Origin of the sequence: Streptomyces sp. NPDC058579, from assembly GCF_042718575.1 — a bacterium.
Classification (GTDB): domain Bacteria; phylum Actinomycetota; class Actinomycetes; order Streptomycetales; family Streptomycetaceae; genus Streptomyces.
Map to the genome: position 1 here is coordinate 1 of NZ_JBHXPI010000011.1, position 16,665 is coordinate 16,665.

The following is a 16,665-nucleotide window of genomic DNA, read 5'->3' on the forward strand; positions in this document are numbered from 1 at the left end:
TCACCCCTGACCACTACGACGCCTGGCTCGACCCCCACCACCAGAACACCGAAGACCTCCGAGCCCTGCTCACCCAACCCGCGGAAGGACAACTCGACGCCCGACCCGTCTCCATGGCCGTGAACAACGTCCGCAACAACGGCCCGCATCTCCTCGACCAGGTCTGAGGGCCCTGTCAGTGCGGCCGGGCGAAACTCAGCCCACGTAACACGACCTCCATACACAAACCTCCATCAGGCGGTCGCCGTTGGAGCCGACGTCGACCCGTCGGGCGCCTGGGGACCCCACCGCGTCGGGCCCTGACGAAACTCCGAGGCCACGGGGCCAGGGTGTAGCGGACGACGGTGGTCTCGCAGCCCAGTCCTTGACCTACCAGTGCACTGGTAGGTCTACCGTCGGTATGGAAGGGCGAACGACGGCGTGGAGGACTGGGCGGATGCGGATCACGGTACTGACGGTGGCGGACTGCCCCAACGCGCAGCCCGCGCTGGAGCGGGTGACCGCCGCACTCGATGGACGACAGGCTCAGGTGGAGCTGGTCGAGGTGGCGGACGAGGCCGAGGCGTCCCGTTTGGGCATGTGCGGGTCGCCGACGATCCTGATCGACGGCACCGACCCGTTCGCGCCGCCCGGGGCTGTGCCAAGCATGTCGTGCCGCCTGTACAGGAACGCCGACGGCGCCGTGTCGGGCGTGCCGGACGAGTCCGCCCTCCGCCAGGCCCTCGCCGGGGCGGCACCACGGGGCCGTGCTGCGGAAGCCTCGGACTGCTGCACCCCACAGCCGCCGGATGCGCTGGACGTGGTCGGCCGGGCCGGCCGGGGGCGCCGCGCGCCGGCCGAGAACGGCCTGCGCGCGGTGCACCAGCAGATCCTGCGCCACTTCGCCGCCACCGGGGTCGCCCCCGCCGCACGGATGCTTCAGCCGGTGGCGGCCGGCGCGAGGCGGAACGCCACCGAGGTGCTTGCCGAACTGGCCGACGAGGACTTCCTCACCCTGGACCAGACCGGCAACATCTGCGCCGCCTACCCGTTCTCCGCTGTCCCCACCCGCCACAGGGTCCGCCTCGAAAGCGGGGTGGAAGTCTGGTCGATGTGCGCCATCGACGCCCTGGGCATCCCGGCCATGCTCGGCCAGGACGCGGTGATCTCCTCCACCGACCCGGTCAGCGGCGCCCCCGTCACCGTCACCTCCACCACGGGCACCGTCCGGTGGAAACCGGCGACCGCGGTGGTGTTCGTCGGGCAGCGTCCGGGCGGCGGGCCCGCCGCCTCCGCCTGCTGTGACGCACTGAACTTCTTCACCGACGCCGCGACCGCCCGCACCTGGACAAGCCAACACCCCGACATCCCCGGCCAGCTGATCGACCAGCCGACCGCCGAACGCATCGCCCGCCAGACTTTCGGCCCGCTGCTCGCCCCTTGAAGGCCACATAACCCGCGCGGGGAGTGTGGGCCAGGTTCGTCTCTCTGGTCAGCGCCAGGTCCAGAAGAGGAGTGCCGCCCGCCAGTCCACATTCCCCGCCAGTCCGACCGCAGCGATGGTCGAGGAATGCGGCGGGCAGTGGGCAGGCTGCTCCGTCGTAGTCGACCAGACGACCCCGGCCCGGCGGGCAGACCTGAACGTCCGCAGCATCATCACCGCCGCCGAGCGCGGCCGCGCGCCGAGCGGGAGGTGCGCGCGCTCACCCGGTGGGACCGCCGGCTGACTCCCGCCGCACGGTCTCGGCGACGCCGGCCAGTGCCGCGCCGAGTTGGCGGCGCTGGGCAGCGGTCAGGGGGTCGAACACGAGTCGCCGCACCTGCGCCACGTGCCCGGGCGCGCTGTCGACGACCTTCTGCCGACCGCTGTCGGTCAGGGTGGCCAGGGTGTAGCGCCCGTCGCTCGGGTCGACTCGACGGACGATCCACTCCCGCGCCTCGAAACGGTCCATCAGCTTCGACAGCCGCGGGAGCGCGCTGTTGCAGTCCCGGGCCAACTCGCTGAACCGCATGGTGGCGTCATCCGCCATCGACAACCGGGCGAGCACCCCGTACTCGAAGTTCGAGATCCCCGCGTCGCGCTGCAGTTGACGGTCCAGGGCCGCGGGCAGCGCGATGACGACGGTGAGAAGGTCCTGCCAAAGTTCCTGCTGCTCGGCGTCGAGCCACGGTGACGATGCGTCCATACGACCCATCCTACTTGCCCAGGCAAGAGACATCTCTTGCCTGGGCAAGTTATCGTCACCTACCGTATGAGTTGCCCAGGCAACTCAATCTCGGCTTCAAGGAGCCATCTGTGATCAAGATCAGCATCTTCCTGACCCGGCGGGCAGACCTCACCCATGAGGAGTTCGTGGACTACTGGCCGAAGCACACCGCGCTGATCACGAGCCTGCCCGGCGGAGAGGTCCCGGTCCGGCGCTACGTCCAACTCCTGCCCACCGACGACGAGATCCCCGGCATAAGCACAGCCGTCTACGACGGTGTCGCCGAGGTGTGGGTCGACACCATCGCGGACGCCGCCCGCTGGTTCACCTCCGACACCTACACCACGGCCGTCGCCGCGGACGAGGAGAACTTCCTCGACCGCTCCAAGACCCGCTTCTTCTACGCCACCGAGAGCCAGATCTTCGGCTGAGCACCGCCGTCGGAGCCGGCAGCCGGCCCCACAGGTGAATCACGCCGAACGCGGCCCGGGCGACCTGCCGATGAGGCCGCCCGGGCCGGACCCGCCCCAACCGGCAAGGAGCGACACGCCATGACGACCATGCCCACCCTGCACACGCCCCGCATCCCCGCCGGGGCATACGACGATCACCTCGCCCAGGTCCTCCCCCGGGCCCACGAACAGCGGCTCTGGACCCCCGCCGACGGGGCGCTGCCGAGCCTGTTCATCAGCCACGGAGCGCCCTTCACCCTCGACGATCCGCAGTGGCTCGACGACCTGTTCACCTGGGCGCAGTCCCTGCCCAAACCGAAAGCCATCGTGATCATCTCAGCGCACTGGGAGGACGCGCCGGCCGCGATCTCGGGCGCGGCGGCGGGCACCCCGCTCCACTACGACTTCAGCGGCTTCCACCCCCGCTACAAGACCCTGCCCTACGCGACCCCGGACGCGACCGACCTCGCCCGTCGGCTCGCGGCCACGCTCAGCCCGGCGACCACGGTGCACGAGCACCGTGTCCGGGGTCTCGACCACGGCGCGTTCATCCCGCTCATGGCCATGTATCCCGCGGCCGACATTCCGGTCGTCCAACTGTCGATGCCCAGCCTCGACCCCGCCGCGTTGCTCAAGCTCGGGGCACGTCTCCGGTCCCTGCGCGATGAAGGCATCCTGGTCATCGGCTCGGGCTTCATGACCCACAGCTTCGCGGTCTTCCGCCGCCCGGACCTCGCCGCACACACCAGAGCCTTCGACGAGTGGGCCGTAGACGCACTCGACCGGGGCGATGTCGACGCCCTCACCGACTACCGGCACAAGGCACCCGGCGCCTCGGTCGCCCACCCGACGGCCGACCACTACGTGCCGTGGTCGGCGTCCTGCTGCGCTCCTGACTGCGTCTCAGCGCGCGGGGCCGGACAGGAGCAGAGCGTTGAGGCCGGCGTAGTCGAAGCCGCCCTCCAGTGCGCTCGTCGTGCCCTTCTCCAGCAGTTCGCAAGCGGCCCGCTGGACGAGCCCGTACGCTGCCTCGGCGATGAAGGATCCCGCGCTGATGCGCGCGGCTCCCGCGTCGGCGAGCTCGGACACGGACAGTGCGCCGGGTCCGGCCAGGACGTTCACAGGCAGCGGTTGAGAGCTGACGAGCGTGCCGACTGTCTGGGCGTCCGGTGTGCCGAGAACGAAGATGCCGTCCGCGCCGGCTGCCCCGTAGGCGCGGGCGCGGGCGAGCGTTGCGTCCAGCCAGGCCGAGCGGTCACCGGGCGGCAGGCGATGCGTGTCGATGCGGGCGTTGATGAACAGCGGAATGCCGGTCTCGTCCGCGGCCTCGCGGGCCGCTGCGATCCGGTGGGCCTGCTCGGTGACGGGACGCAGGGTGTCCTCCAGATTGATCCCCACAGCTCCGGCCGCAAGCACGCCTCGCACGGTCTCGGCGACGCCGGCCGAGTCGGTCGCGTAGCCGCGTTCGATGTCGGCGGTGACGGGCACGTCGATAACGGCCGCGATCCGGGCGATCGCGCCGAGCGCCTGGTCCCGGGTCAGATGATCGCCGTCGCCGTGGCCCAGTGACCAGGCGACCCCGGCACTGGTGGTCGCCATCGCACGAGCGCCCGCGTTCGCCACGACACGAGCGGAAGCGCCGTCCCATGCGTTGGGCAGGACCAGGGGCGCGCCTGGTACGTGCAGGGAACGGAACAGCTGTGCCATGTCAAGAAGTGTTGCCATGAGCGGCATTGGACCACGCGAGGTCAAACCCGAGGCGATGACGTCGAGCACCGTCGGAGCAAGCGATTCTCCATCCGTTCGGCTCCACGCCCGACTCCAGAGACGTTCTCCTGCGGCGGGGAGGACAATGGGGCCGCTGCCGTCCGGCCGACCTCGGAAGCCGGCTTGACGTCATCGCCGGCCCGGCCCCGGCAACTGCGCCGAGTGGGACCTCGGCAAGCCCGCCGACCGAACGATCCGGCCCGCATAGCGCCATGCGCAGGTCGAGCATCCCCGCGACCGGGCGCGAGACCGACAGGTGCGGCCAGTCCTTGTTCTTCGCCCGCTTCTTCGGCCGGCGCGGAGGAGATCTCGCGGACGGAGTCCTCGTTGCGGGCCCACAGGATGGGGGCTTCGCCCCGGACGGATGTGGGCGGTGCCCGCGCGATCGCCGTGCGTCAGACGAGGTCCAGGAGTTGCTTGTGCGTTCCGGCGAACCCGCTGCACTCGTCGACGAGTCGTATCTCCATCGTCCAGTGGGCGCGGAACCCCGCGCGGTCCATGCGGCGCAGGGGTTTGCTGTTCTCCGGGGCTATCAACTCCTCCCCTCGCGCCGGCGCAGAGTTGCCCTCGGCCGCGGTGCCCGTCAAGCGGCCGACGTGCCATGTGCCCAGCTCCCAACCTGCCTTGTGGGCGAAAGCGCGGACTTCGGCATGCAGTTGACCGCCGGTGATGTTCTCGTCTCTCCGGAATACTCCTCGGCTGTCCACGAACACCCCGTGCAGATCCTTGACGAGCCGGCGCTGGCCAGGATCCTCGCCGAAGACGACCGTACGGGCGAAACCCGTCTCGTGACCGACCATCAGCGGGCTGAGATCCACCACCACGAGGTCGTCGATCCCGATCGCTCGATTCGGGATCCGCTGCCCGGTGGCGAGCACCGTGTGAGGTCCGGACCGCACGAGCCGCCCCGGGCCCGACAGCATCGGACCCGTGACCTCCCGGGCAATGCTGCGGATCTCACTCTCGGCCTCGCTCTCGTACCTGCCCGGGGCGATGACACCCTCCTCCATCGCTCGGTCGAACACGGCCCGCGCCATTCGCTCGGCCTCCAGCAGCCGGAGCACCCGCAGCCGCTCGTCCATCCGGTCGCGTACCGTCATCGCGCCATTCCTCGTCCTGAGCCTCCCACCGCGATGGCCGCGGGTGACAAGCGGGGCAGATGGTGGTGATGCCTGCCTCCTCACGCGGCCGGGCCGAAAGTAGCACCGGAGAAACGCCCCTCATGAGTGGTTGATCCCCAGAGGTATTCGGTGAATCGCCCCTTTGACGTTGGTCGAATCACCAGAAGCCGCTGTTCCACCCCTCCCGCCGAGCCGAGAGCGCGGCCCGCCACGGCCGCCCCTCGACCTCGACGACCTCCTCGCGGAGAACAACCTCCGCCCCGCCCTGGAGACGACCGGCTGGCACGTCGACGAGTACGAGGACGCCGCCCACCACTTCCTCGCCCGCGCCGTTCTTCGGGCCTGATCTGCCCGCGACTGGGCCACTCCCCTGGCGACACATCCAAATCACTGAACCGCATCTGCACACTGAATTAGTCGATCAACCAAGCATTCGTGAGCTGATTGCGATCTGTGAGCAGCATATGCAGGATGGAGGGCGCGGCTGTCGCCGCGGAGGCCACCGATCAGGTCGCCGCCGCGCCGGCCTTCCCTCCGTTACCGCTGTTCCTGCTCACAAGGCGAGGTAAGGCAGATGACGACACGTTCGCACGACGGCAGCGCCGGCGACGTCGACTACGGCGCGAGCGGCTCCGGGTACTCCACCTACCGCCGGCCGGACGGACGCGTCGCCCGACAGATCGCCCAGGCCCTGGGAGAAGCTCGAACCGTCCTCAACGTCGGGGCGGGGGCCGGTTCGTACGAGAACGTCGGCGGCATCGTGACGGCTGTAGAGCCGTCCGCCTCGATGCGCGCGCAACGGCCGGACGGGCTTACCCGGGCAGTCGACGCCGTCGCCGAGGACCTGCCCTTCGCCGATGGCGAGTTCGACTCCGCGATGACGATGTTCAGCGTCCACCAGTGGAGCGACGTGACCGCTGGACTGCGCGAGATGCGGCGCGTGGCCGTCGGTCCTGTCGTGGTGCTGACCTGCGACCCCGCGCTCGTCCGGAACTTCTGGCTGTACGAGTACGCGCCCGAGGTCCTCGACACGGAGGCGCGCCGCTACCCTCCCCTCGACGAGATCACCGCAGCCCTCGGCGGGACGGTCACCGTCGAGGCCGTACCGATTCCGCTCGACTGTACGGACGGCTTCAACGAGGCGTACTACGGCCGCCCCGAGATGCTCCTCGACCCCGCCGCCCGCCAGGCGTGCTCCGCCTGGAGCTTCGTCGACGACGACGCCCGCGAGCACTTCGACCGCACCCTGCGCCGCGACCTGGACTCCGGATCCTGGGACGAGCGGTTCGGGCACCTGCGCACGCAGCCGACCTACGAGGGCTCGCTCGTCGTCGTCCGTGCGACGCCCTGACCGCGCCGAGGCCGCATCCCCGCAAGGATTCGCCGGACGGACACTGCGATACCCGGTGCGGTGCCGGCCGTCAGTACACGTCGCGGACGTAGCGTTTGTCCGAGGCCAGGCGGCGGACGTAGGCAGCGGCCTCGTCTTGGGTCATGCCGCCGAGCGTGGTGGCGATGTCCTTGAGGGCTTGGTCGACGTCCTTGGCCATGCGGGAGGCGTCACCGCAGACGTAGAAGTGGGCGCCGTCCTGGAGCCATTGCCACAAGCGGGGGCCCTGTTCGCGCATGCGGTCCTGGACGTAGACCTTGTTGCGCTGGTCGCGGGAGAAGGCGAGGTCGAGGCGGTTGAGGTGGCCGGATGCCTGGTACGCCTGAAGTTCCTCGCGGTAGTAGGAGTCGGTGGCCTGGCGCTGTTCGCCGAAGAAGAGCCAGTTGGGGCCGGTGTGGCCGCGGGCCTGGCGGTCTTCGAGGAACCCGACGAAGGGGGCGACGCCGGTTCCGGGGCCGACCATGATCATGGGGGTGGCGGGGTCGGCGGGCGGGCGGAAGTGCGGTGAGCGCTGGACGAAGACCTGGACCGGGCCGTCGTCGGCGTGATCTGCGAGGTAGCTGGAGCAGACGCCTTTGCGGTCGCGGCCGAGGTCGTTGGTGTAGCGGAGTACGGAGACGGTGAGGCGGACCTCGCCGGGGTGCGCGAGCGGGCTGGAGGATATCGAGTACAGGCGCGGTTGGAGGCGCTTGAGGATGCTCGCCCATTCCGGTGCCGAGGCGCGGACAGGGAATTCGGCGACGACGTCGGCGGCCTGCCGGCCCCAGCTCCACTGCGCGAGGGCGTCCTTGTTGTCGGACCGCAGCAGCCGCTTCAGTTCGTGGTTGCCGGTGCGGTCCGTCACGAATTTCAGCAGATCGGTGCTGATGCGGGCGATGTCCAGGCGGGTGCGCAGGGCTTCTTCGAAAGGGAGGGCCGTGTCATCGCCGAGGTCGACGGGTTCGTCGGGGTCCAGGCCGGTGAGGGCGAGCCATTCGGCGACGAGCGGGGCGCCGTTGGCCGGCCAGACACCGAGGGCGTCGCCTGCGTCGTAGGCGAGTTCGCCGTCACGGGTGTCGAAGGCGAACTGCCGGACCTCCTTGTCGGAACCGGGAAGGCTCAGCAGCCTGTTGCCGACGAGGAGAGTGGCGAAGGGCGATGCCTTGGTATAGCCCGCCGGTGGCGGTGTCGTTCTTGTGGGCGAGGCGACCGGGGTTGTCGCGACGGTGGCTGCGGGGGCGGTCGTCTCGGTCGCGCCCGCGCGCACGGGTTGCCGTTCGTCGGCGGTGGCCAGGGCGGTGACGACCTGGCCGAGCCACTCTTGGGCCGGCTCCTCGAAGTCGGGCTCGCAGTCGGTGCGGGGGACGAGCCGGGTGGCGCCGAGGGCGTCGAAGCGTTCGTCGAGGCGGCGGCCATAGCCGCAGAAGTCGTCGTAGCTGGAGTCGCCGAAGGCCAGGACCGCGTAGCGGATTCCTTCCAACCGTCCCGCGTCCGGGGCGGAGAGTGCCCGCCAGAAATCGGTGCCGATGTCGGGGGCGTCGCCATCGCCGAAGGTGCTGGTGACGAGAAGTACGTCAGTGTCCGGCGTGAGGCTTGCCGGGGAGGCGGCGGTCATCGGCAGCAGTTCGGCGGTACGACCGGACTCGGTGAGGTGGGTGGCTGCGGTGGTGGCGAACTCCTCGGCGTTGCCGGTCTGCGAGGCCCACAGGATGACCAGGCGGCGCGTCGGCACCGCCGAGTCGGCGGCCGGGGCGCCGGTCTGCGCGGGCATAGGAGCCGGTGCGGCGGTGGGAGGCGCGGCCGTACGGGAGAAGATGCCGGCGAGCACACCGTCGGCCCACAGGGCGTTGTCCGCGGTGAGCGGCGCACCCGGCGGCAGGACGGGCACGCCTCCGTCGGGCGGGGCGACGGCGAGGCCGGAGAGGAATCCGGACAGGTACCGGCGCTCCGGCTCGGCCAGGGCCGCGGGGGCGAGATCGGTGATGCCGAACAGGGTGGCGAGCGCGTGGACGGCGGAGTCCGCCGGGGCCGCCACGGCGGGCGTCGGCGACGGGAGGGCAGTCACCGGCGCTGCTTGCCGGGCGGGTTCGGCCTGGACGGGTTCGGGCTCGGCGCTCGGGCGCGTCGCCGGGACGCGTGCGGCCGTCTTGGCGAGGGTGACGGCGCAGACCTTGAGTTCGGGCTGGAAGGAGATCGGGTCGACGGCGTCGTTGGTGACGGCGTTGATGCTGAGGTATTCGCCGAACAGGTCGTTCCAGTGGAAGGGCGCGAAGCACGTTCCCGGCCGGACCCGGTCGGTGACCACTGCGGGCAGGACGGCACGCCCACGCCTGGAGGCAATCTCCATCTGGTCGCCCTCGACGACACCCAGCCTGTCGGCGTCCGCGGGGTGGACCTCCACGAACGGTCCGGGGTTGAGCTTCGCGAGCTTGGCGACCTTGCCGGTCTTGGTCATGGTGTGCCACTGGTGCTGCAGGCGACCGGTGTTGAGGACGAACGGGTAGTCGTCGTCGGGGAGTTCGGCCGCGGGCAGGTGGGGGCGGCCGAAGAACTGGGCGCGTCCGCTCGCGGTCGGGAAGGCCAGCCGGGGGCGGTTGCCGTCCTCGCGTTCCAGGAGGGTCTGGCTGACGCCGTCGTTGAGGTAGCGGATCGGGTTGCGATCAGGGCCGTCGGCGGTGGGTGCCGGCCACTGGACGGGGGTGGTGCGCAGCCGGTCGTAGGTCACGCCGCGCAGGTCCCAGCCGGTCTTGGGGTTCCACGCCTGCTTGAGCTCCTCGAAGACCTCCTCCGAAGTGGCGTACGTGAACGCTTCCGCGAAGCCCATCTCGCAGGCCACCCGGGCGATCAGCTGCCAGTCGGACAGCGCCTGCCCGGGCGGGTCGACGACGCCTTGCACGAGGGTGAGGTTCCGCTCCGAATTGATCATGATGCCGGCGGACTCCGCCCACAGCGTCGCGGGCAGGACGATGTCCGCGTAGGCGTTGGTCTCGGTCTCGGCGAAGACGTCCTGGGTGATGACGAGTTCGGCTGCCTCCAGGCCGGCGATGACGGTCTTGCGGTTGCCGACCGAGGCGACGGGGTTGGTGCAGATGATCCAGCACGCCTTGATGTCACCGGCGGCCATGCGCTCGAACATCTCGACCGTTCCGCGCCCGACCTCGGTCCGCAGTGAGCCCTCGGGGATGTTCCACAGGTTCTCGATGGAAGCGCGCTCGGCCTCGACCAGGACCGAGCGCTGGCCGGGCAGACCGGGACCCATGTAGCCCATCTCGCGCCCGCCCATCGCGTTGGGCTGGCCGGTCAGCGAGAACGGGCCCGATCCCGGACGGCAGATGGCGCCGGTGGCGAGGTGCAGGTTGACCAGGGCGTTCGTGTTCCAGGTGCCGTGGGTGGACTGGTTGAGGCCCATGGTCCAGCAGCTCATCCACTCGCCGGCCTCGCCGATCCAGGCAGCGGCCTGCCGGATGTCGTCCTCCGGGATGCCGGTGATCTCCGCGACCTTCTCAGGCGGATAGTCCGCGAGGAAGGCCGGCATCTCCTCCCAGCCTTCGGTGAACTCGGCGATGAACGCCTCGTCCGTGTGGCCGTTCACGACCAGCAGGTGCAGCAGGCCGTTGAGCAGGGCGAGATCGGTGCCCGGCTTGATCTGCAGGAAGAGGTCGGCCTTGTCGGCGGTGGCGTTGCGGCGCGGGTCGACAACGATCAGCTTGGCCCCGGACGACTTGATCCTGTCCATCATCCGCAGGAAGAGGATCGGATGGCAGTCGGCCATGTTGGCGCCGATGACGAAGAACGCGTCCGCGTGGTCGAAGTCCTGGTAGGAGCCGGGCGGGCCGTCCGCGCCCAGTGACAGCTTGTAGCCGGTGCCTGCCGACGCCATGCACAGCCGGGAGTTGGACTCGATCTGGTTGGTGCGGACGAAGCCCTTGGCCAGCTTGTTCGCCAAGTACTGCGCCTCCAGCGACATCTGACCGCTGACGTAGAAGGACAGCGCGTCCGGGCCGTGCTCGTCCAGGATCGCCCGCAGCCGGCCCGCGACCGCGGTGATCGCCTCGTCCACGCCCGTCTCGGCGGGCTCGGCACCGCGCTCGGCCCGCACCAGCGCCGTCGTGATCCGTCCGTCCGCGGCCATCATGTCCGCGCTGGTGGCCCCCTTGGTGCACAGGCGGCCGAAGTTGGCGGGGTGCGCCTTGTCCCCGGACGCCTTCGCCGCGCGGCGGCGGCCGTCGGCAGGGTCCCGCGTGATGTCGAGCACGATTCCGCAGCCGACGCCGCAGTACGAGCAGACCGTGCGGACGCTGCTGCCGTCCATCGAGCCAGATGCCACCGAATCCCCGCCCCACCGCGCGTGTACCGTCCCAAGCCGGGATGGACCCGCCGACGGCGAGCCCCATCCCACGATCAGCACCGTAGGAAGATCGAATTTCCAGCCTGTCACACACTGGAATTGTCCGGGGTTACACCCCGCGCACATTCTGGGACGGGTCCGTGTGAGGTGAGGATGCTGAACGCCAAGAACGCGGCGGGTGAGCAGCGGGCGTGGTGGACCGTCCGCGCATCCGACCACGCATCCGCAGGGCGGGGGCTGCCGCCTCCTCGTACCGTACGGGAGACTTCATGCTGCCCGGCTGCGTGGGTCTATCTGGAGCGCGAGTTGGCCGAACAGTCGACACCCTTCGGCTAGAGAGCGGGGTGGCCGGTTCGAAGGAGCACCCGCGGACACCGAGACCCCAGGGGGTCGCGCATGCTGCTACGCCAGTTGGAGTACCTGGTCGCGCTCGCCCGCGAGCGGCACTTCGTCCGCGCGGCGGCCGCGTGCTACGTCTCCCAGCCATCGCTGTCCGCCGCGATCCGGCGCCTCGAACACGAACTGGGCGTGCCGATCGTGCGCCGGGGGCGGAGGTATGAGGGGCTCACGCCGGAGGGCGAAGTGGTCCTGGTGTGGGCGCACCGGATCCTCGCCGAACAGGAGGCGCTGAGGCAGCAGTTGTCGGCGATGCACGACGGACTGACCGGCACCCTCCGCCTCGGGGTGGTGCCCACCGCACTGCCCACCGCGTCCTTGCTGACGAACCCGTTCTGTGAGCGCCACCCCCGGGTCAGGGTGAGCATCGAGTCGCTCTCCTCGGAAGCGATCCGGCGCGGGCTGACCGAGTTCGAGCTGGACGCGGCGATGACGTACCTCGACGACGAGGCGCTGGCCGGCCTGCGACGGCTACCGCTGTACGAGGAGAGGTACGTCCTCCTCACCCCCGTCGACGGGCCTCTCGGCAGCGCGTCCACGGCCCGCTGGGCGCAGGCTGCCGCCCTCCCGTTGTGTCTGCTCAACTCCCGTATGCGCAACCGCCGCATCATCGACGAGTGCTTCGCCGCGGACGGTGCCAGGGCGGCCCCCGCGATCGAGTCGGACACCGTCGCCGGCATCTACGCCCATCTGCCCGGCGGGCGCTGGTCCTGCGTGATCTCGCATGCGTGGCTGCACATGTTCGGCGTACCCGACGGACTGCGCGTGGTTCCGCTCGACGGCCCGGCGCACGGTCCGCGCGTCGGACTGGTGACCGGCCCGGACGACCCGCCGTCCATCCTCACCGGTGCACTGCTGACGGTGGCCCGGGAGGCGGACGTACGACAAGCCCTGGACGAACTCCTGCGCACAAGCGCACCAAGCCCACCGACTACCGCGGCGTCGCCCTCCCATCCCGCATCCGCGAGACCATCGAGCGGTACGCAGACGAGCACGGCGCGGTCGACGGCTACCTCCTCCACCACTTCTTCGCCTCGAACTGCGATCGCGCGCTAGTACTTGGCCGTTAGGAGAACTCCGACCGGACCGAGTCGACGTCATCCTCTCCGCGCGACCGGAGGTCTCCCGGCGACAGCGTGGGCACGGGATCGGGGACCGGTAGTCCTCTCCGCGCAAGCACAGGCGTTCCAAGAGTCGGCATCGCGCACAACTACCTGGTCTGGTTCTCTCCGCGCAATCGGAGTTGATCCATCCGGCGGCCGGCACCCCGGCGCGAAGCCATTTCGTGAGGTCAGGCCACGGAGCACGAGCGGGTGTTCCGCGCATAGCCGGGACCCTTCAGCCCCGCAGGCTTCCCAGAGTCGGCATCACCCGAATCCGAGCAAGGACGCACCGGTGCGCGCCCTCGACCGCGCGTCGATGTTTGCGGCATGATGCGCGTTCGCAAAGCTCGTTTCGTCCGACGAGAACTGATGCATCATCAGGAAACTCAGCATTTACTCAGCATCAGTACCGCCCAGAACCACCCCTCGCCGCCGCAGACCGCCAAGATCAATAATTCGCCTCGCCTGGCCTGACCTGCAAAAACCCAGCCCAGCCGCTCGCCTGCTCATCTCACCAGGAGGTACCCATGAGGATGCTAATCAACGTTCCGGAGACCGTCGTCGCCGACGCGCTGCGTGGCATGGCCGCCGCGCATCCCGAGCTCAGGGTCGATGTGGAGAACCGGGTCGTGGTGCGGGGGGACGCGCCCGTTGCCGGGAAGGTGGGGCTGGTTTCCGGGGGCGGGTCTGGGCATGAGCCTTTGCATGGGGGGTTTGTGGGGCCCGGGATGTTGGCGGCCGCTTGTCCTGGGGAGGTGTTCACCTCGCCCGTGCCCGATCAGATGGTGCGGGCCGCCGCCGCGGTGGACAGTGGGGCCGGGGTGTTGTTCGTCGTCAAGAACTACACCGGGGACGTCCTCAACTTCGAGATGGCCGCCGAGCTCGCCGAGGACGAGGGCATTCAGATCGCCAAGGTGCTCGTGGACGACGACGTGGCCGTGACGGACAGTCTCTACACGGCCGGGCGGCGCGGTACCGGGGCGACGCTCTTCGTGGAGAAGATCGCCGGGGCCGCCGCCGAGGAGGGGGTGTCTCTGGAGCGGGTGGAGGCGATCGCGCGGCGGGTGAACGAGCGGTCGCGGAGTTTCGGCGTGGCGTTGAGTGCCTGCACCACGCCCGCGAAGGGCAGTCCTACCTTTGAACTGCCCGAGGGAGAGCTGGAGTTGGGGGTGGGGATTCATGGTGAACCCGGGCGGGAGCGGCGGGCGATGATGACCTCTCGCGAGATCGCCGACTTCGCCGTCCACGCCGTACTGGAGGACCTTCAGCCGTCCGGTCCCGTACTCGCCCTGGTGAACGGGATGGGGGCCACGCCCCTGCTCGAGCTGTACGGGTTCAACGCCGAGGTGCAGCGGGTGCTGGCCGAGCGCGGGGTGCCCGTCGCCCGCACGCTGGTCGGGAACTACGTGACCTCGCTCGACATGGCCGGCTGTTCGGTGACGCTCTGCGAGGCCGACGAGGAGCTGCTGCGGCTCTGGGACGCGCCCGTGCAGACGGCCGCTCTGCGATGGGGTCGGTGAGAGGGGAAATGAACCAGGTCGAGCAGTTCGACGTCGATTTCTTCCGTCGGTGGCTTGCTGCCGCCGCTGCCGCCGTCTACCGGGAGGCCGGCCGTCTCACCGAGCTCGACTCGGCGATCGGCGACGCTGACCACGGCGCCAATCTGAAGCGGGGGTTCGCCGCCGTCACGGAAGTGCTGGACAAGGAGCCGCCCGCCACGCCCGGGGCCGTACTCGTCCTCGCCGGGCGGCAGTTGATCTCCACCGTCGGCGGGGCGTCCGGGCCGCTGTACGGGACGCTGCTGCGCCGCACCGGCAAGGCGCTCGGCGACGCCGGGGCGGTGACGCGGCAGGAGCTGGCGGCGGCGCTGGCCACCGGGGTCGCCGCCGTGGGTCAGCTCGGCGGGGCCCAGGTCGGCGACAAGACGATGCTGGACGCGCTCGTGCCCGCGGCCGAGGCGCTCGGCGACTCCTTCGCCGCCGCCCGGGACGCGGCCGAGGCCGGCGCCCTGGCGACCGTACCCCTGCGGGCGCGCAAGGGCAGGGCCAGCTATCTGGGCGAGCGGTCGGTCGGGCACCAGGACCCCGGGGCGACGTCGTCGGCGCTGCTGATCGCCGCGCTCGCGGAGGTGGCCGCCGCATGACCGGTCAGGTGGGCATCGTCCTGGTCTCGCACAGCGCGGCCGTGGCCGACTCCGTCGCCGCCCTGGCCCGGGGGCTTGCGGGCGGCGGGGCGACCGCGCCCGTGGCCGCCGCCGGAGGCACCCCCGACGGGGGGCTCGGCACCAGCTCCGAGCGGATCGTCAAGGCGGCACGCGCGGTCGACGGGGGCGCCGGGGTGGCCCTCCTCGTCGACCTCGGCAGCGCCGTCCTGACCGTCAAGGCGCTCCTCGCCGAGGGGGACGAGCTGCCGGACGGAGCCCGTCTCGTGGACGCGCCCTTCGTCGAGGGCGCCGTCGCCGCGCTCGTCACGGCGAGCGCGGGCGGGGACCTGGACGCGGTGACCGCCGCGGCGGCGGAGGCGTACACCTACCGGAAGGAGTGAGCGAGGGGCTCAACAGCGTGAGGGGGCGCGCGGGAGATCTGTCACACACCGTCCGGGGGCGCACCGATGTTGTGATGTACCTGGTCAACCCACTAATGTCACAGCGCCTTGGTGTACGGGAAACCGGTGCGGTACCGGTGCGGCCCTCGCCACTGTGATCGGGAAGTCCGGCTCCATCCCTCCGGGGAAGCCACTGGACCGCCGCGGGAGACCGCGGCGGTGTGGGAAGGCGGAGCCGCGGCGGCATGACCCGTCAGCCAGGAGACCGGCCGAGGTGCGTTGTCCATCCACGAGGTGCTGGAGAGGGTCTCCCAACCATGCATATAGCCGAGGGGTATCTACCCCCGTTGCACGCGGCCGCCTGGGGCGTCGCGTCTGCTCCTTTTGTCGTCCACGGCGTCCGCGCGCTGACCCGTGAGGTCAAGGCCAACCCCGAGTCCACTCTGCTGCTCGGCGCGTCCGGCGCGTTCACCTTCGTCCTGTCCGCGCTCAAGATTCCGTCGGTCACGGGCAGTTGCTCGCACCCGACCGGTACGGGTCTGGGCGCGATCCTGTTCCGACCGCCGGTGATGGCGGTCCTGGGCACGATCACCCTGTTGTTCCAGGCGCTGCTGCTCGCGCACGGCGGGCTCACCACACTCGGCGCCAACGTGTTCTCGATGGCGATCGTCGGGCCGTGGGCCGGATTCGGTACGTACTGGCTGCTGCGCCGGTTCGACGTGCCGCTCATGGTGAGCGTGTTCTTCGGCGCGTTCGTCGCGGACCTGTCGACGTACTGCGTGACCAGTGTCCAGCTCGCGCTGGCCTTCCCCGACCCGGGGAGCGGTGTGGCCGGGGCGCTGGCCAAGTTCGGCTCCATCTTCGCCGTCACGCAGCTGCCGCTCGCCGTCAGCGAGGGGCTGCTCACGGTCCTCGTGATGCGGCTGCTCAAGCAGTCCAGCAAGGCGGACCTGACCCGGCTCGGGGTCCTGCTCCCGTCCCGGAAGAAGAACGAGAACGCGGAGGCGAGCGCCTGATGAGCCGGAACGCGAAGATCAACTCCCTGCTCCTGCTCGTCGTCGCGGCCCTGGCTGTGCTCCCGCTGGTCCTGGGCCTCGGCGACCACAAGGAGGAGCCGTTCGCGGGCGCGGACGCCGAGGCGGAGGCGGCGATCACGGAGATCGCTCCCGACTACGAGCCGTGGTTCAGCCCGCTCTACGAGCCGGCCTCCGGCGAGATCGAGTCGGCGCTGTTCGCCCTGCAGGCCGCGCTCGGCGCCGGTGTGCTGGCGTACTACTTCGGCGTGCACCGGGGCCGTAAGCAGGGCGAGGCCCGCGCCGAGGCGAAGGCGCTGCGGTCGGGGGCGGCGTCCGGCTCGGCGGCGTCCGGCGACGCGTAAC

General features: G+C 70.3%; 15 protein-coding genes, 1 pseudogene and 1 riboswitch. Of the genes and pseudogenes, 12 read left to right on the forward strand and 4 right to left on the reverse strand.

What is annotated here, in order from left to right; genetic code table 11:
• Window positions 1-167: SOS response-associated peptidase family protein (locus ACFWRO_RS16090; RefSeq protein WP_384510500.1), on the forward strand; the 167-nt coding region annotated here is incomplete at its 5' end.
• Between the two features lie 269 nt (window positions 168-436).
• Window positions 437-1,423 (forward strand): alkylmercury lyase family protein, encoded by a 987-nt coding sequence (locus ACFWRO_RS16095; RefSeq protein WP_384510149.1) that lies wholly within the window; start codon window positions 437-439, stop codon window positions 1,421-1,423.
• Window positions 1,424-1,682: 259 nt separating this feature from the next.
• Here ACFWRO_RS16095 and ACFWRO_RS16100 read toward each other — a convergent pair whose 3' ends face one another.
• A complete protein-coding gene (locus ACFWRO_RS16100; protein WP_384510152.1) occupies window positions 1,683-2,165 on the reverse strand; it encodes a MarR family winged helix-turn-helix transcriptional regulator in 483 nt (160 codons plus the stop codon).
• A gap of 110 nt (window positions 2,166-2,275) precedes the next feature.
• On the opposite strand from ACFWRO_RS16100, the gene ACFWRO_RS16105 reads away from it, so the two are divergent.
• A complete protein-coding gene (locus tag ACFWRO_RS16105) occupies window positions 2,276-2,617 on the forward strand; it encodes an EthD domain-containing protein (RefSeq protein ID WP_384510154.1) in 342 nt (113 codons plus the stop codon).
• Between the two features lie 129 nt (window positions 2,618-2,746).
• A pseudogene (locus ACFWRO_RS16110) lies at window positions 2,747-3,457 on the forward strand (dioxygenase); the annotation flags it as partial.
• Between the two features lie 84 nt (window positions 3,458-3,541).
• On the opposite strand, the gene ACFWRO_RS16115 reads toward ACFWRO_RS16110, so the two are convergent.
• Both ACFWRO_RS16115 and ACFWRO_RS16120 read right to left on the reverse strand, forming a co-directional pair.
• Window positions 3,542-4,372, reverse strand: a complete 831-nt coding sequence (locus ACFWRO_RS16115) for an isocitrate lyase/phosphoenolpyruvate mutase family protein (protein WP_384510503.1) — start codon at window positions 4,370-4,372, stop codon at window positions 3,542-3,544.
• 428 nt (window positions 4,373-4,800) lie between these two features.
• Window positions 4,801-5,505, reverse strand: coding sequence for a M24 family metallopeptidase (locus tag ACFWRO_RS16120; RefSeq protein ID WP_384510157.1), 705 nt, complete (start codon window positions 5,503-5,505; stop codon window positions 4,801-4,803).
• Window positions 5,506-5,674: 169 nt separating this feature from the next.
• On the opposite strand from ACFWRO_RS16120, the gene ACFWRO_RS16125 reads away from it, so the two are divergent.
• Window positions 5,675-5,872, forward strand: a complete 198-nt coding sequence (locus ACFWRO_RS16125) for a hypothetical protein (protein WP_384510160.1) — start codon at window positions 5,675-5,677, stop codon at window positions 5,870-5,872.
• A 228-nt stretch (window positions 5,873-6,100) separates the two neighbouring features.
• Complete coding sequence (locus ACFWRO_RS16130) at window positions 6,101-6,877, forward strand: class I SAM-dependent methyltransferase (RefSeq protein ID WP_384510163.1); 777 nt, start codon at window positions 6,101-6,103, stop codon at window positions 6,875-6,877.
• A 70-nt stretch (window positions 6,878-6,947) separates the two neighbouring features.
• Here the strand turns inward: ACFWRO_RS16130 and ACFWRO_RS16135 are convergent, their stop codons facing one another.
• Complete coding sequence (locus tag ACFWRO_RS16135; RefSeq protein WP_384510166.1) at window positions 6,948-11,207, reverse strand: molybdopterin-dependent oxidoreductase; 4,260 nt, start codon at window positions 11,205-11,207, stop codon at window positions 6,948-6,950.
• 432 nt (window positions 11,208-11,639) lie between these two features.
• On the opposite strand from ACFWRO_RS16135, the gene ACFWRO_RS16140 reads away from it, so the two are divergent.
• The 6 genes from ACFWRO_RS16140 (at window position 11,640) to ACFWRO_RS16165 (ending at window position 16,664) form a co-directional block, all read left to right on the forward strand.
• Entirely contained in the window at window positions 11,640-12,695 is a 1,056-nt protein-coding gene (locus ACFWRO_RS16140) for a LysR substrate-binding domain-containing protein (protein ID WP_384510169.1), read from the forward strand.
• Window positions 12,696-13,269: 574 nt separating this feature from the next.
• Entirely contained in the window at window positions 13,270-14,262 is a 993-nt protein-coding gene (dhaK, locus tag ACFWRO_RS16145; protein ID WP_384510172.1) for a dihydroxyacetone kinase subunit DhaK, read from the forward strand.
• 8 nt (window positions 14,263-14,270) lie between these two features.
• Window positions 14,271-14,885 (forward strand): dihydroxyacetone kinase subunit DhaL, encoded by a 615-nt coding sequence (gene dhaL / locus ACFWRO_RS16150; RefSeq protein ID WP_384510174.1) that lies wholly within the window; start codon window positions 14,271-14,273, stop codon window positions 14,883-14,885.
• A complete protein-coding gene (locus ACFWRO_RS16155) occupies window positions 14,882-15,286 on the forward strand; it encodes a PTS-dependent dihydroxyacetone kinase phosphotransferase subunit DhaM (protein WP_384510177.1) in 405 nt (134 codons plus the stop codon). The genes dhaL and ACFWRO_RS16155 overlap by 4 nt, the downstream gene beginning before the upstream one ends.
• Before the next feature lie 64 nt (window positions 15,287-15,350).
• A riboswitch (cobalamin riboswitch) is annotated at window positions 15,351-15,575 on the forward strand.
• 28 nt (window positions 15,576-15,603) lie between these two features.
• Window positions 15,604-16,302 carry an energy-coupling factor ABC transporter permease gene (locus tag ACFWRO_RS16160; RefSeq protein WP_384510180.1) on the forward strand — a complete coding sequence of 233 codons (699 nt, stop codon included), beginning with the start codon at window positions 15,604-15,606 and terminating at the stop codon, window positions 16,300-16,302.
• Window positions 16,302-16,664, forward strand: coding sequence for an energy-coupling factor ABC transporter substrate-binding protein (locus tag ACFWRO_RS16165; protein WP_384510183.1), 363 nt, complete (start codon window positions 16,302-16,304; stop codon window positions 16,662-16,664). The genes ACFWRO_RS16160 and ACFWRO_RS16165 overlap by 1 nt, the downstream gene beginning before the upstream one ends.
• Window position 16,665 lies beyond the last annotated feature (1 nt).

Excerpts from the sequence above, each read along its gene's own strand:
- ACFWRO_RS16120 (WP_384510157.1), bottom strand. The coding sequence starts at position 5,505 with ATGACGGTACGCGACCGGATGGACGAGCGGCTGCGGGTGCTCCGGCTG.
- ACFWRO_RS16155 (WP_384510177.1), top strand. The coding sequence starts at position 14,882 with ATGACCGGTCAGGTGGGCATCGTCCTGGTCTCGCACAGCGCGGCCGTG.
- ACFWRO_RS16140 (WP_384510169.1), top strand. The coding sequence starts at position 11,640 with ATGCTGCTACGCCAGTTGGAGTACCTGGTCGCGCTCGCCCGCGAGCGG.
- ACFWRO_RS16135 (WP_384510166.1), bottom strand. The coding sequence starts at position 11,207 with ATGGACGGCAGCAGCGTCCGCACGGTCTGCTCGTACTGCGGCGTCGGC.
- ACFWRO_RS16165 (WP_384510183.1), top strand. The coding sequence starts at position 16,302 with ATGAGCCGGAACGCGAAGATCAACTCCCTGCTCCTGCTCGTCGTCGCG.
- dhaL (WP_384510174.1), top strand. The coding sequence starts at position 14,271 with ATGAACCAGGTCGAGCAGTTCGACGTCGATTTCTTCCGTCGGTGGCTT.
- ACFWRO_RS16100 (WP_384510152.1), bottom strand. The coding sequence starts at position 2,165 with ATGGACGCATCGTCACCGTGGCTCGACGCCGAGCAGCAGGAACTTTGG.
- dhaK (WP_384510172.1), top strand. The coding sequence starts at position 13,270 with ATGAGGATGCTAATCAACGTTCCGGAGACCGTCGTCGCCGACGCGCTG.
- ACFWRO_RS16130 (WP_384510163.1), top strand. The coding sequence starts at position 6,101 with ATGACGACACGTTCGCACGACGGCAGCGCCGGCGACGTCGACTACGGC.
- ACFWRO_RS16095 (WP_384510149.1), top strand. The coding sequence starts at position 437 with ATGCGGATCACGGTACTGACGGTGGCGGACTGCCCCAACGCGCAGCCC.
- ACFWRO_RS16160 (WP_384510180.1), top strand. The coding sequence starts at position 15,604 with ATGCATATAGCCGAGGGGTATCTACCCCCGTTGCACGCGGCCGCCTGG.
- ACFWRO_RS16115 (WP_384510503.1), bottom strand. The coding sequence starts at position 4,372 with ATGCCGCTCATGGCAACACTTCTTGACATGGCACAGCTGTTCCGTTCC.